We start from the raw sequence: 13,575 nt of genomic DNA, 5'->3' as shown, positions 1-13,575 counted from the left end.
GTCACTCCGCCGCCTGAAGTCGTGGTCCGTCCGGATCGAGCGCCGCGAGCCGCGTCCGAATGCGCGCGGCCAGCGCCCGGACATTAGGTTCGAGCACCATGCTGTCATGGTCGCCCGGCACTTCTACCACGTCCAGATTTGGCGCCCACCGGCGCCAGCCGTTATCCTCGATTACGTAACGGCGATCGATGTTGACCAATCGCCCGCCCGGCAGGCGCCAGCGACCCGTGAGCGGCGGGCGGAACAGGGTCAGCGGGCCGTCCCAGCACCGCAGCTCATAGGCGGCCGAGGCCGCGTAGAAAGCGTTCTCGACCGCGGCCTCGGCCTCGCTCGCCGCCGGTGTCCCAGCCTCGCGGCCATAGCGACGGCGGTCGATCTCCCAGCGCAGCCGCCGCCCGGCCCAGAGCGCCGGGTAGAGCGGGCCGGCCCGGCGCAACTCGATCGCCTGGATCGCCAACCGGTCGCGCAGGCTAAGCGTCGGCCGGACCGGCAGCGGCGAATCGAGCAGCATCACCGCCGCGACCTCTTCGCCCGCCGCCTGCAATTGCCGCGCCATCTCGAAGGCGGTGATGCCGCCACCGGAGTACCCGCCGATCATCCAAGGCCCGCCGGGATGCACCTTTCTCATCTCGGCCAGGCAGTCGCGAGCCGCATCCTCGAAGCTGTCATGCGGTGCGGCATCGCCCGCGACACCGCGCGCCTGCAACCCCCAGACCGGGCGGTCGGCCCTCAGATGCTGCGCCAGGTGCCGCAGATTCATCACGTTGCCGAACATGCCCGCCGCCACGTAGAACGGCATGCCGGTCCCGGCCCGTCCCAGCGGCACGAGATGGGTATGGCTCTCGGGCACCGCCGCCAGCGCCGGAGCGGCCGGGCTTGCAGGGTTCGGGGACTTCGCGTCGAGCCGGGCGGCGAGACCGCGGATCGTTGGCGTCTCGAACAGCGCCGAGATCGGCAGCGCCGTGCCGGTCTCGCGCCGGATCGCCGCGAACAGCCGCACCGCCGTCAGCGAATGTCCCCCGAGGTCGAAGAAACTGTCATCGGGGCCAATCCCCTCCACGCCGAGCAATGCGGCCCAATGCTTGGCGAGCCGGGCCTCGGTCTCGGTCTCGAACCTGGCCTCAGGCTGCAGCTCTGCCGTTTCCGGCGCCGCGATGACCGGGAGCGGCGGGGCCGTTTCCTGCACCGCGATCAAGTCGGGCAGCGGCAGCGCGGTCATCGCGATCTGCGGCAGGCCCGCGCCCATCGCGGCAATGAAAGCGCGCCCGCCCTCGGCGCGGCGGATGCCGAGCCGGATTTCAGGCGGCTGCACCGGCCCCGCCTCTGCCTGTGCGGCGGTCGCGAAGCGCAACTCACCCGCGAGACGGTGCAGCGCGAATCCTTCGATTTCGGCGCAGATCTGCCCTTCGGGCGTCGCCAGCACGACGTCGAACCGCGCTGCGCCATCCTCCTGGCCGGTCAGCCGGACATGGCTCAGGATTTCGGTCGGCAGCGGCGCATGCAGCCGCAGCGTCCCGTATCCCGCCGGCACCCAGAACCGCGCCGGATCATAGCCGTCAATCAGAGAGATCGCCCAACCGGTGGCGATGTCCAGAAGACCCGGATGCAGCGCCATGCCGGTCTCGGATCCCGGCGGCAGCCGCAGCCGCGCCAGACCTTCGCCTTGACCCAGCCGTGCCTCACCGGTGACCCGCCACTGGGCACCGAAATCGAGATGCGCCTCCTGCGGCCGCGCCAACGCCTCGGGGGCCGGAAGCCGGGCCGCAATGGCCTCCTGGTCGAGCCGCCCGCGCGCCTTTGCATGGCTGCCGAGCTGCGCGGTCGCCATAACCTGCCAATCCTCGCCGGGCGGCGCGGCCTCGATCTCCACCGGCCGCATCTCCTCTCCCCCGCCGATCCGCAGCCGCAGCCGCGTCACGCCCGCATCGGGGCAGCGCAGCGGCGCAAGAAAGCGCAGATCCTGCACGGCGACCGGCGCGAGCCCCAGCGCCTGCGCCGCTTCGGCGAGCAATTCGGCATGGCCTGTGCCGGGGAGCAGCGCGTCGCCCGCCCGCGTCCGGTGCTGGTCGAGGAACCACCGCGAAGCGGGGCTCCAGCGGGCGGTCAGGACCGTCTCGCCATTTGCCTTGTCCCTGCGCCGATCCAGCATCGGCAGCACCAGAGTCTCGCCCTCATCGACCGGCTCCGCCGCCCTTTGCGATGCGGCGGCCATGCCGGTGTCGGCCCAGGCGCCCCAATCGATCGCCACCACCCGCGTCGCGCCGCCCGCGCGGCGCTGGGCCCAGGCATCGAGCGCGGCGTTGGCGGCGACATAGTCGGCCTGCCCCGCCGGGAGGGTCCAGCCGGAACTGGAGGCACAGAGCGCCATCCAGTCGAGCCGGCCGTCCGGGAACAGCGTATCGAGTACCATCAGCCCCTGTAGCTTGGGCCCGATCACCGCCTCGCTCGCCTCCGGCGAACGGCCCAGCACCGGCGCGTCGTCGAGCCGCCCGGCGGCGTGGATCACGCCGCTGAGCGGCCCGAGCCGGGCCTCGGCCTCGGCAACCGCCTCGCGCATTTCCTCGGGGTCGGTGACGTCGGCGCGCAGCACCTCGATCCGCGCGCCCATGGCCTCGAGCCGGAGCAGCGCACGCAACAGTTCCGCCTGCCGGGCACCGCCCGCCGCCAGACCCGGCCAGTCGGCGCGCGGCGGCAGGGTTCGGCGTGACACCATTGCGATCCCCGCCTGCCAGTTGCGCGCCAGGGTTTCGGCCAAGGTCAGACCGATGCCGCCCAGCCCGCCGGTGATCAGCACCGCGCCGCCGGGTCGCAGCGGCAGATCGGGCGTTTCCGGCAATGTCGCGCGGAGCGGCTCGCGCCGCCGCCGCACCCCGTTGCGCCAGCTCACCGGCGCCGGTTCGGGCGCGGCGAAGGCCTCTTCCAGAACCGCCTCGGCCAGCGCCGCGCGGGTGGCGCGGCTCGGTGCGGAGATGTCGAGCCAGGACAGCCCGATCCCCGGCAATTCGCGGCCGATCACCATCGCGGGCCCGGCCAGCGTCGCCTTGGCCGGGTCCGGCCGCTCCTGCGGCGTCACCGCCTGGGCATCGCTGCTGACGGTGACGAGGCGCAGCGGCCGGTCGCCCTGCGCCGCGTGCCAAGCCCGAGCGAGGTGCAGCAGGCTCCAGTAGCCGCGCTCCTGCATCGCCTGCACATGCAAGGCGGCAAGGCCGGGGGTGCCGGAGCCGGTCACCGTCCACAGATGCAGCACCCGGTCGGGCAGCATTCCCTCGCGCTCCAGCGCTGCAACCAGCCGGGCGAATGGCGCCTCACCGGCCCCGACCGGCACCTGCCAGTCCTCGGGACCGCGCCGCAGCTCGTTTGGCCCCGCCACTACGGTGGCAACGCGGTGCCCACCCGCGCGCAGCCGTGCGACCAGCGCGTCGCCCAGCCCGGTCTCGTCGCACAGCACCAGCCAGGTCTCGGGCGGCAGCGCCGCTAGGTCACCGCCCGCCTCGAAATCCCCATCGGGGTAGCGCCGCCGCCAGCCGGGCTGCCAGGCCCAGCGCGCGATGTCATCCTCGCGTACGGGCTCCGCCTTGGCCGGGGCAGCGATACGGCCGGGCGCGGCATCGGGTTCGACCCAGTGGCGCTCCCGCTCCAAGGCATAGCCGGGCAGCGGCAGGCGGCGGCGCCCCTCACCCGCGAGCTGCGCCTCGTCGAACCGACCGCCCATCGCCCAGAGCCGCCCCAGCGCAAGGATCATCCAGCGATCTTCGGAGCCGGGCTCCTGCGCCGGGCGCAGCCCCGGCAGCACCCGGCCCGCACCGATCCCGGGCTGCAGCGCAGCCAAGGCGCCGAGGATGCCCCCGGATCCCATCTCGATGCAGATCCGGGGCCCGTCGCCCATCCCGTGGAGACCGGCGTCGAAATCCACCATGTGGCGCAGATGTCCGACCCAATAGGCCGGATCGGTTGCCTCGGCATCGGTGAGAGGAACGCCGCTGCGGTTCGAGACGATCGGTATCCCCGGCGGCGACAGAGTCATGTCGCGCAGATGCGCCTCGAAGCGCGGCAGGATCGGGTCGAGCAGCCGACTATGGGCGGCCACCTCGATCGGCACCCGGCGCGTTTCGATGCCACGCGTGGCGAGCCGCTCCGCCAGAGCCTCGATCGCTGCCACCGGGCCGGAGGCCACGCAAAGTTCCGGCGCGTTAATCGCCGCGATGTCGAGATCGGGGCCGAGCTCGGCGCGCAGATCCGAGGGTGTGAGCGGCACCGAGAGCATCGCGCCCGGCGCGGTTTCCTCGAACAGCGCGCCGCGCAGCCGCACCAACCCGAGCCCCTCCTCGAAGGACATCACCCCGGCCAGCACCGCCGCCAGGTTCTCGCCCATCGAATGACCGATCAGCCGATCGGGCCGCACGCCCCAGCCGATCCAGAGCTGAGCCAGCGCATGCGAGACGATCATCAGCAGCGGCAGTTGCCGCGACGGCCTGCGCAGCGCGGCCGCCGCGGCCTCGGCTTCCTCGCCGGGTGCCGCGGCCCACAGTTCCCGAAGCTCGGCCCCTGCCGCACCCATGGCGGCGAAGCCCCGGTCCATCCAATCGCGGAACACCGGTTCGGTCTCGTAGAGGTCATGGCCCATGCCGGGCTGCTGCGCGCCGCCGCCGGGCAGCATGAAGACGATCTCGGGCGCCGATTGCGCCTCCTGCACCGCACCGCCCGCCTCGAGAAGCCTTGTCGCCTCCTCGTGGCTGTCAGCCAGCAGCACCCGGCGATGGCGCAAGGCGCGGCGGCCGGTGGCCAGCGTATGGGCCACATCGGCCAGGGGCTGCTCCGGATGAGCCCGCAGATGCGCCGCAAGCTGCGCTGCAGTGGCCTGAAGCGCGGCGCGGCTGCGGCCCGAGACCCGGATCAGCTGGAACGGCCAGTCGCTTTCTATGGCCGGGGCGCGTGCAGGCGCTTCCTCCAGAACCGCATGGGCGTTGGTCCCGCCGACGCCGAGCGAATTGACCCCGGCGCGGCGGGGCGCGGCGCCGTGTGGCCAAGGCGCCGTCTCCGCCGCCACCTCGAAGGGCGACCCCTCGAGTGCCAATGCCGGGTTCGGTGCCTCGAAATGGGGCATGCCGGGGATCGTCCGGTGATGCAGCGCCAGCGCCGCCTTGACCAGTGAGGCCGCGCCCGCGGCGGTGTCGGTATGGCCGATCCCGGTCTTGACCGAGCCGATCCGGCAATACCCGGCGCGGTCGGTCGTTTCGCGGAAGGCTCGGGTCAGCGCCGCGACCTCGATCGGGTCTCCGAGCGGCGTGCCGGTGCCGTGGCACTCCACGAAGCCCAGGCTCTCCGCCCCGACCCCGGCCACCCGCAGCGCCGCTGCCACCGCGCGCGCCTGCCCCTCGACCGAAGGGGCGAGATAGCTGGCCTTGCGGGAGCCGTCATTGTTGATGGCGCTGCCCTTCAGCACCGCCCATACGTGATCGCCGTCGTTGAGGGCATCCTCGAGCCGCCGCAGCACCACCGCCGCCGCGCCCGAGCCGAAGACCGTTCCGGCGGCACGGTGATCGAAGGCCCGGCATTGCCCGTCGGGCGACAGGATGTCGCCCTCGCGCCAGCGATGGCCCCGCCCCTGTCCCGAAAGGATCGTGACGCCCCCCGCCAGCGCCATGTCGCATTCGCCGGTCAACAGCGCCTGCGCGGCCATGTGCACCGCCACCAAAGAGGTCGAGCAGGCGGTCTGCACTGACACGGCCGGGCCGGTCAGGTCGAGCATGTGCGCCAGCCGGGTCGCCAGGAAATCCTTGTCGTTGCCGGTATGGCGCAACAGGAACGGGCCGGCGCTTTCGACCAGCGCGGCGTTGGCCATGACGTTGTGGTTGAAATACTCGTTCGGGCCGCAGCCGGCATAGACGCCGATCGCCCCGTCGAAATGCTCGGGCACGTGGCCGGCATTCTCGAGCGCGGCCCAGGCGGTCTCGATGAAGCGGCGGTGCTGCGGGTCCATGATCGCGGCATCGCGCGGGCTCAGCCCGAAGAAGCTCGCGTCGAACTTGTCGAAGCTGTCGAGCGGCGCGCCGTAAGGCACGTGGTCGGGGCCGGCAGTATCGGCACCGGCCCGCGCCATCTCCTCGGGGGTCAGGCGACGGATCGCGCTGCGGCGCTCGCGCAGCATCTCCCAGAACGCGTCGAGCGTGCCGGCGCCTGGCAGGTCCACGGCCATGCCGGTGATCGCGATATCGCCCAATTCCAGATCGCCGGCCCCCGCCATGATCCGCTCTCCGTCGTGTTGTTGGATACCGCCAGTGTCGTGCCCGAATACGGCAGTTTTCCGACCACGCGCCGGTTCTGCCGGGGCGTGTGTCAGCCTGCGGAGATGCTAACCAATGTCATGATGGCGGGCCAGTTCGCCGGGATCGCCAGCAATGCCATAAGCCCCCCTGCCAACGCGGCAAAGGCGTCGTGGAGCGGATCCCAGGCCCGTTCGCGGCGCGCCACCCAGACGAGCACCGGGTAGGCGAGGAGATAGGCCAGGCCCTGCCCCAGCAGCCCCCCCAGCAGCCCGCCCCAGGCCAGGCCGAGCCACAGACCGGCCACGGTCAGCGCCGCGCGCGTGGCCTGCAGCAGGAAGAAGCGCCGGGAGCGCCCCGAGGCGAGGGCCGCCTGGTCATAGGTGAGGCCGATCAGCACCGGGATCTGCATCACAGATACCAGCACCACCACGCCCCCCGCCATCGCGTAGCGGTCGTCATACATCACCTCGATCAGCCAGACACCCGCGAGTGCCAGCACCGCGACCGCGGCCAGCAGCCCGGCGGTCGCCAGCGTCCTGAGGCGGCGCAGCCGTGCGAAATTGGCGGCGCTCTCGGCGGGCGGGCTGTCGCGGTAGACCGGGATCAGCACCCGGCGCGTCACCATCTGGCCCAGCATCATCGGAAAGCTCGCGAGGAACAGGCCGATGTTGTAGACGCCGAAATCCGACAGCGACAGGTAGCCGCCGATCAGCACCCGGTCGCTCTGGGCCAATGCGAAGCCGGCGACGGTGGAGAGAAAGATCCACTTGCCGAACGAGACCAGCTCGCGCGCTGCGGCGGGCTCCAACCGGAAGCGGTTGCGGGGGCCCGGCAGGAACAGGTGCAGGTAGACCAGCTGTGCCAGCGCGCCGATCAGCCCGGAGACCACCAGCGCCCAGACCGACCCCCAGGCCCAGGCCAGCAGCAGCCCGAAGACGATCTGCGTGGCCTGCGTGGCCAGCTCGATCAGCGTCACCCGCCCGGCGCGCAGGTGCCGGTGGGCGCTCTCGAGCTTGGTGGGGTTGAAGCCGTTGACGATCAGCGCCAGCGCCGCGACCGGCAGGTACCAGTTCAGCATCGGCGCGTCGTACCAATGCGCCACCGGCGCGGCGAGCAGCAGCGCCGCGACCCAGAGCGCAACGCCGCGCCCAACCTGGATCGTCCAGGCGGTATCGAGGAAATCGCGGTCATCGCCGCGCTTGCTCTGCATGATGGCGGGGGAGATGCCGACATCGGAGAACATGGCGAGGCCCATCATGAACACCATGACGATCGCCATCACGCCGAAAGCCTCGGGGAACAGCAGCCGGGTCAGGATCAGGTTCGAGGCGAGCCGCAGCAGCTGACCCGTGCCGAACCCCGCGATCATGATCGCCGCCGAGCGCAGCGCCCGCGCGCCGATCCCTCCCGAGCGCAACCGTCCCAACAGCGCCGCGCTCAACGCCCGCGGCTCCAGCCGCGCGGTTCGGGGGCAAGGCGCACGCCGAGCGCGACCGCGCCGTAGACCGCGAAGCCCACGGGGTCGCGCAGTGCCAGCCGTGCCGCGCCTGCCACACCCAAGGGCGGCTTGCCCTCGCGCGTCATCATGTCGGGGTGGCGCCGGGCGATTTCGGCCATGCCGGCATCCTGCCGCCGCCGCACCCGCCACAGCGCGGCGAAGCCTTCGGCCACCGGCCAGTCGTAATCGGCGGGCACCGCGACCCGCTCCTCGGGGGCGAAGTTCAGGCGGGCGAAGCCGTCATCCGAGATCAGTTCGGGAAAGGCGCCCCAGCGCTTTCGGCCCGCCGGGCTGACGGCGAAGAGGCCGCAGCCCGGCACGCCATGGGCCATGAAAGGCAACTGCGCCCAAAGCCGGGCATAGGCGCGCGCCACCCTGCCCCGGCCGGTGATCCGCGGCCGACCGCTGGCATAGAGCGGCGTGGCGCGGTCGAGCGCCGCGTGGATCAGCGCCATCAGCGGCGGCGAGACGGTGACGTCGGCGTCGAGATAGGCGCGGATCGCGGTGTCGGGCAGGCCCGCCTCCCCGGCATTCAGCGCAGCGATCTTTCCGCCGACGGGCAGCTCGATCACCCGCAGGGTCCAACCCCGCGCCGCCATCTGCGCAGTGGCGGCACGGGTCCGCGCGGCGGTATCGTCATGGCAGCCATTGGCGATCACCGTGACCCCGACCGGTCCGGGCACAGGCGTGCTCTCGGCCAGTGCGGCGAGGCAGGCGTCGATCTGTGCGGCCTCGTTATTGGCAGGGATCAGAATCTCGAGCGGCGCGCCGGTCATGGCAATGTCTCCGTGGCGATCGGCGGTCCCTCTCCATATGCGATCTCCTCCACCCCGGCCAGCAGCAGCAGCGCCGCCCCCGCCCCGATCGCCAGCCGCCCGTCCTGCCACGTCACCGGCGCCGCACGCAACGCCTCGGGAAGCAGGACGATATCGCGCCCCGGCCCACCATCGACCCGGTCGCCCGGCCCGGCATGGATCTCGTCATCGCCACCGCCGCCGAGCAGGACGTCCTCCTCGGGGGTGCCGACCAGCCGCTCGGCCGTCATGCCACCGACGAGCGTCACGCCATCAGCGAAGGTGCCGGGCACGCGCTCCTCCCAGTCCGGGCCTTGGGCGTTGGCGCGCATCCAGGCGTCCCAGCGCGCGGTGGAATCGTCCAGATGCCGCAGGTTGCCCCAGCTGCCCCAACGCGAGGGGGCGGCGACATCGAGATAGGCGGTCGCGAGCGTGCCGCCGGCCGCGCGCCATCCTGCCACCAGATCGTCGATCAGCGTGGCCATCTCCGGCGTATAGGACAGATCGGCCAGAAAGCCGGTCACCGCCGCGTCGTCGCGCGCCTCGGGCCCGGCGACGAGATGGGGGCCGCCCTCATACATCAGCAGCTGCAAACCATAGCGCGCCGCTGCCTCGGCGTGATGGGGCCAGTACCTGTCGGTCAGCTCCGCGACATCCGCGGCGAGTCTTTCGCGTGCCCAGCCCACCGCCGTGCCGCTCGCCATGCGACGACGCAGCTCGGCCAGCCCGTCATCGGCACCGATGTCGTGGCCGACATAGGCGGTTACGGCATAGGCGTCGAAGCTCTCGGCAGGCGGAGGGGCGCCCGAGGCGATCCGAAGCGGCGCCGCGAGGGCGGAGGCTTCCAGCCCGGGCCAGCCGGTCTGGGTGGCGAAGACCCGCACCAACCTGTCGGGATCATCGACAAAGACCTCGTGCCAGATATCGGCGACCCGCGCCGCGCGGTGGCCCGCATATTGCATCCAAGCGTCGCCGGGGGCCGCATCACCCCAGAGCGCCTGCGCCTGCTCCTGCGCCCAGCCCGCCTGAGCGAAACCGAAATTCCAGACCTCGTTCGACCACTCCGCATGCACCTTCAGGCGTGGATCGAGCGCCTCGCGCATCGTCGTCGCGAAACGCCGGACATAGTCGTCATCGGCCATATGCGGCAGCGTCACCCACGGGTCGGCGCCGACCTCATTGGCGAGCCTTGCGATCACCTCAACCGGCACGCCCCGGGTCCAGCCCTGATCATCCGGTCGGGGCCGGTCGGCCCAGCTCCGCAGATCGGAGCCGTTGGTCTCCATCCAGTCCATGAAGCGCAGCACCCGCAGCCCCGAGATCCGGGCGAGCCAGTCGGGGTTGAACAGCGCTCCGGCCGCGGCATGGGAGAGGCGGTCCTCCCGCACCACGCTGATCGCCCGCAACGGATCGGCGGGATCGATCCGCGTCACCTCGATCTCGACCGCGCCCGGCCCCGGGGTGTAGTCGAAACGAATCTCGCCCGGCGCGCGGGCGACGTTGCGGGCGCGCCCGGCCACGTCGATCTCGCCCCGACCTTGATGGCGCAGCACGTATCGCCCGGCGAGGGACGTCGCCGCTTCGGGCTGGTCGGTGAGAATCAGCGTTCCGGCATGGTGCGCGCCTTCCGGGATCGACAGCAGCGTCCCGCCGCGATCGACATGGCCCTGCGCGACCATTTCCTCCGCCTCGATGCCGCCCCACTGCCCGGGCAGATGCCCGATCCAGGGCCGCGCCGTCTTCATCAAGTCGATGAAGGGATGTTCGGTCGACCAGTCGGATATCCCGGCAAGGTTCATGCCCAGAAGGGGCGCGGCCCGTGCCGGCACCGCCTGCGCGGCCAGCAGCAGGAGGGCGGCGAGCATCGCCGGCAGAAGGCTGGACCGGATCACAGGATGGTCCGGATCGGTTCGGGGACAGGTCGGTGCCGTCGACCGACCGCCGCCATCGTCTCGACCATCCCCAGCACTGCCCCCGCCGCAAGAAAGGTCAGCGGCGTGAGCGTCGCGTTGGGCAGGAGATCGACGAGGTTCATGCCGAGGATCACCGCCAGCGTCACCGTGGCCGGCCCCGGCGGCGCGCGCCCGCTGCCGAACCAAAGTGCCAGCACCGGGAAGGCCAGCAGCCCGAACTCGGCGAGGTAGCCTGCCCAACCGAACACGCCGATCACGATCAGCCAGCGGCCATCGGTGACCGTCGTCGTCCGCCCTGAATCGCGGTCATAAAGCAGGTTGCGTCCCCAGATCCCCCAGCCGAACACCGGCCGCTCCCAGGCCCGCTCCAGCAGCACGTCCTCGTTGTCGAAGCGGAAGCCGAGCGATTGCGCGCGGTCGGCGCTGACCGATCCGGCCCATTCGAGCAGTTGCTCCTGCGGCACCAGGTCGGCCCCCTTGAGCAGCGGATAGCCGAGCGACAGCGCGGCCATGCCCGCCGCCGCCAAGAGCTGTATCCGCCGGGGCGTCAGCGCCAGCACGGGCGCCAGCACCGCCGTGTAGATGATCGCCGCCAGTGACTTGCACAGCAGCAGCACGATCCCCAGCAGTCCGGCCACGCCCCAGTTCCAGACGGCCCGGGGGCCCTTCCCCTCGCGCGCGAGGCCGATCGCCGCCAGCACCGCCATGGCCACGAAGAAGGCCACCCAAAGACCGTGATAGAGGAACACGATCGGCCGGAACCCGTCGCCCCGCATCATCTGGCTGAAACTGTGCTGGAAGTAGCCGTAGATCCAGGTGTTGAGCTGCGGGCTGAGCCGCACCTCCAGCAGGATCGGCAGCGTGTAGGCCAAGCCGCCCGTGACCAGAGCCCAGAGGAGCATCCGGTGATCTTCCTCCCGTCGCAGCAGCGCCCGCGCCAGCAGGAATGGCCCCACGAGAAGGGCTTGACGGATGACGATGCCTGGCACCTCGACGAGCCGCAGCGCCGGAAGCTCCATGATGCCGAAGCGGAGCGGGTCGGTGTTGGTCATCACCGTCATGACCGGTGAGATCAGGAACACCGCCAGCGCCCCCAGCATCAGCGGATGGCGCGGCAGCAGCTCGCGCGGGCCGACCCGGCGTAGTGCCAATGCGATGACCAGCACCGACAGGCTGGGGATCGTCTCCTTGTTGAGCGACGGCAGCATCGGCGGATCGAACTCCGCCGGCAGCGGTGGCAACAGGAGGTAGCCGGCCAACAAACTCGCCACCAAGGCCATGCCGGGCCGCAGACGCAGGAACAGCGCCAGCGTGACCAGCGGCCAGCCCATCAGGGCGATCGAGGCGATGGCATTGGGCATGCAGCGGTCCGTCCAGCCTGTGGGCCTCAGCCGCTCTCATCTCGAGGCGGCATGGCGATGACGCCAAGATGGCCTCAGCCGGGCACGAACCCAAGAGTGTCGTTGCGCGCCGCGAGTATCACTGCCCGCTGCCGCGCCAGACCACCCGGGCAGTGCGCAGCAGGACCCGCAGATCCGTCGGCAGCGAGAGCGCCTGGTAATAGCTGCGGTCATAGGTCGCCCGTTGCACGAAGCTCGCCTCGTTGCGGACCGAGGTCTGCCAGAAGCCCGTGATACCCGGACGCATCCGGTAATACTCGGTGCCGGGATAGAAGTGCTGCTGGCCCGGCATGAAGGGGCGCGGACCCACGAGGGTCATGTCGCCGCGCAATACGTTGAAGAATTGCGGCAGCTCGTCGAGGGAGCTGCGCCGCAGGAACCGGCCGAGCCGGGTCACGCGGGGATCGTGGCGCAGTTTCTGGTGGTGATCCCACTCCTGGCGGGCGTCAGGATCGGTCTCCAAGTGCCGCTCCAGCGCGGCCTCGGCGTCGCGGACCATGGTCCGGATCTTGATCATCCGGAACACCCGGCCATCGCGTCCGACCCGCGGCTGCAGGTAGAAGGGCCGCCCGCCCTCCAGTACGACCAGCGCAGCGATGACACCGATCAGCAGGCTGACCGGCAGGATGGCCAGCAGCGTGAGCGCGAGATCGACCCAGCGCTTGGCCCGGTGCCGGTAGAACCCTTCCAGCGGCGACGCCGTGACCAGCCGCGCGGTGCGACCGGCTCGGTCGCCGGAGCGGCCGGCCATCAATATGTCCTTTGCCAGCGCCCTGCCTTCGGTCCGTCCGGTCTCGCTCATCGTCATCGTCATTTCCGGCCCTTCGCCACTGCTGCGCTCGGGACGCAGGCTGCGGCGGTCGTCTCCGACAATTCGGAGCGCCGCCTTGCCCGAAATTAAAACATGGGCTGCAATCGTCAAAACCGGCCGTCGCGAAACGGGCCGATCCCCGCCACCAAATCGCCGTTTTCAGGGCAATTTTCCGCCCCGCAGGTAAAGCGCCTCCTCCAAGCGCCAGAGCGCTCACGCCGTATTGGCGCTGAATGGGAAAAGATTGGAGGATGCTAGGGGGAATAATTCCAGTTCGGAAACCCGCCCCCCTCCCAATGCGCCACGGCCTATGCCGAAGTTTCGAAAGCGAGACACTATTATGGCAAGGATGTGATGCCAACGCAGCGTAACTTCGGCAGAAGGTTTTGCCGCTCCAGCAGCAGAAACAATACCACAATACATCTGCAAATTGTTCAGGTTGATGGGAGGGCTGCACCAGCGAATCGCTGGACCTTTCAAACCATCGACACGCTACTGCCATGCTTGCTCGCAGGTTCGGCGGCATTGAGCGAAACGTGACGGCGATAGGCGTCCAGATCCGGAGGCCTCGGTTCCAGGCCCGCTCCTTCGGCGGATGTGAACAACCGGTATGGTCGACGTTACTCCACACTACACTGGCCAAGTCAGGGCAGAGCATTACATCATCGCCTTCGATGGCGGCTCGGGAGGTTCAATGGAGCCGGGCGTCATCAAGGGTTCGGCTGCGGGCATTTACAGCAAGAGCTCGGCATGGGAGCTGGCCGCCCCGCCCCGCCTTTTGGCCTGCTCCCGACGACGAACGCCCCGCGGCTTGAGCCGGGGGGCGTTTGAACTGGTTGCGGGAGCAGGATTTGAACCTGCGACCTTCAGGTTATGAGCCTGACGAGCTACCG

At 70.5% G+C, this 13,575-nt stretch carries 6 protein-coding genes; all 6 read right to left on the bottom strand.

Annotated features, from left to right (window positions below):
- Window position 1: 1 nt before the first annotated feature.
- Entirely contained in the window at window positions 2-6,244 is a 6,243-nt protein-coding gene (locus FHS00_RS13400; protein ID WP_183474596.1) for a type I polyketide synthase, read from the bottom strand.
- Between the two features lie 92 nt (window positions 6,245-6,336).
- Window positions 6,337-7,707 (bottom strand): oligosaccharide flippase family protein, encoded by a 1,371-nt coding sequence (locus FHS00_RS13395; protein WP_183474595.1) that lies wholly within the window; start codon window positions 7,705-7,707, stop codon window positions 6,337-6,339.
- Complete coding sequence (locus tag FHS00_RS13390; RefSeq protein WP_183474594.1) at window positions 7,704-8,540, bottom strand: glycosyltransferase family 2 protein; 837 nt, start codon at window positions 8,538-8,540, stop codon at window positions 7,704-7,706. The genes FHS00_RS13395 and FHS00_RS13390 overlap by 4 nt, the downstream gene beginning before the upstream one ends.
- Window positions 8,537-10,450, bottom strand: coding sequence for a calcium-binding protein (locus tag FHS00_RS17920; protein ID WP_183474593.1), 1,914 nt, complete (start codon window positions 10,448-10,450; stop codon window positions 8,537-8,539). Before FHS00_RS17920 ends, FHS00_RS13390 begins: the two co-directional genes overlap by 4 nt.
- The gene (locus FHS00_RS13380; protein ID WP_183474592.1) at window positions 10,447-11,832 is read right to left on the bottom strand and encodes a hypothetical protein; all 1,386 of its coding nucleotides are present in this window, start codon (window positions 11,830-11,832) and stop codon (window positions 10,447-10,449) included. The genes FHS00_RS17920 and FHS00_RS13380 overlap by 4 nt, the downstream gene beginning before the upstream one ends.
- A 118-nt stretch (window positions 11,833-11,950) precedes the next feature.
- Window positions 11,951-12,673: a sugar transferase gene (locus tag FHS00_RS13375; RefSeq protein WP_281372317.1), complete on the bottom strand. Its 723-nt coding sequence runs from the start codon at window positions 12,671-12,673 to the stop codon at window positions 11,951-11,953.
- Window positions 12,674-13,575 lie beyond the last annotated feature (902 nt).

Origin of the sequence: Limimaricola variabilis (assembly GCF_014195545.1) — a bacterium.
Lineage (GTDB): Bacteria > Pseudomonadota > Alphaproteobacteria > Rhodobacterales > Rhodobacteraceae > Limimaricola > Limimaricola variabilis.
The sequence above is the reverse complement of the archived record's forward strand: the minus strand, read 5'-3'. Positions and strand labels throughout refer to the sequence as shown.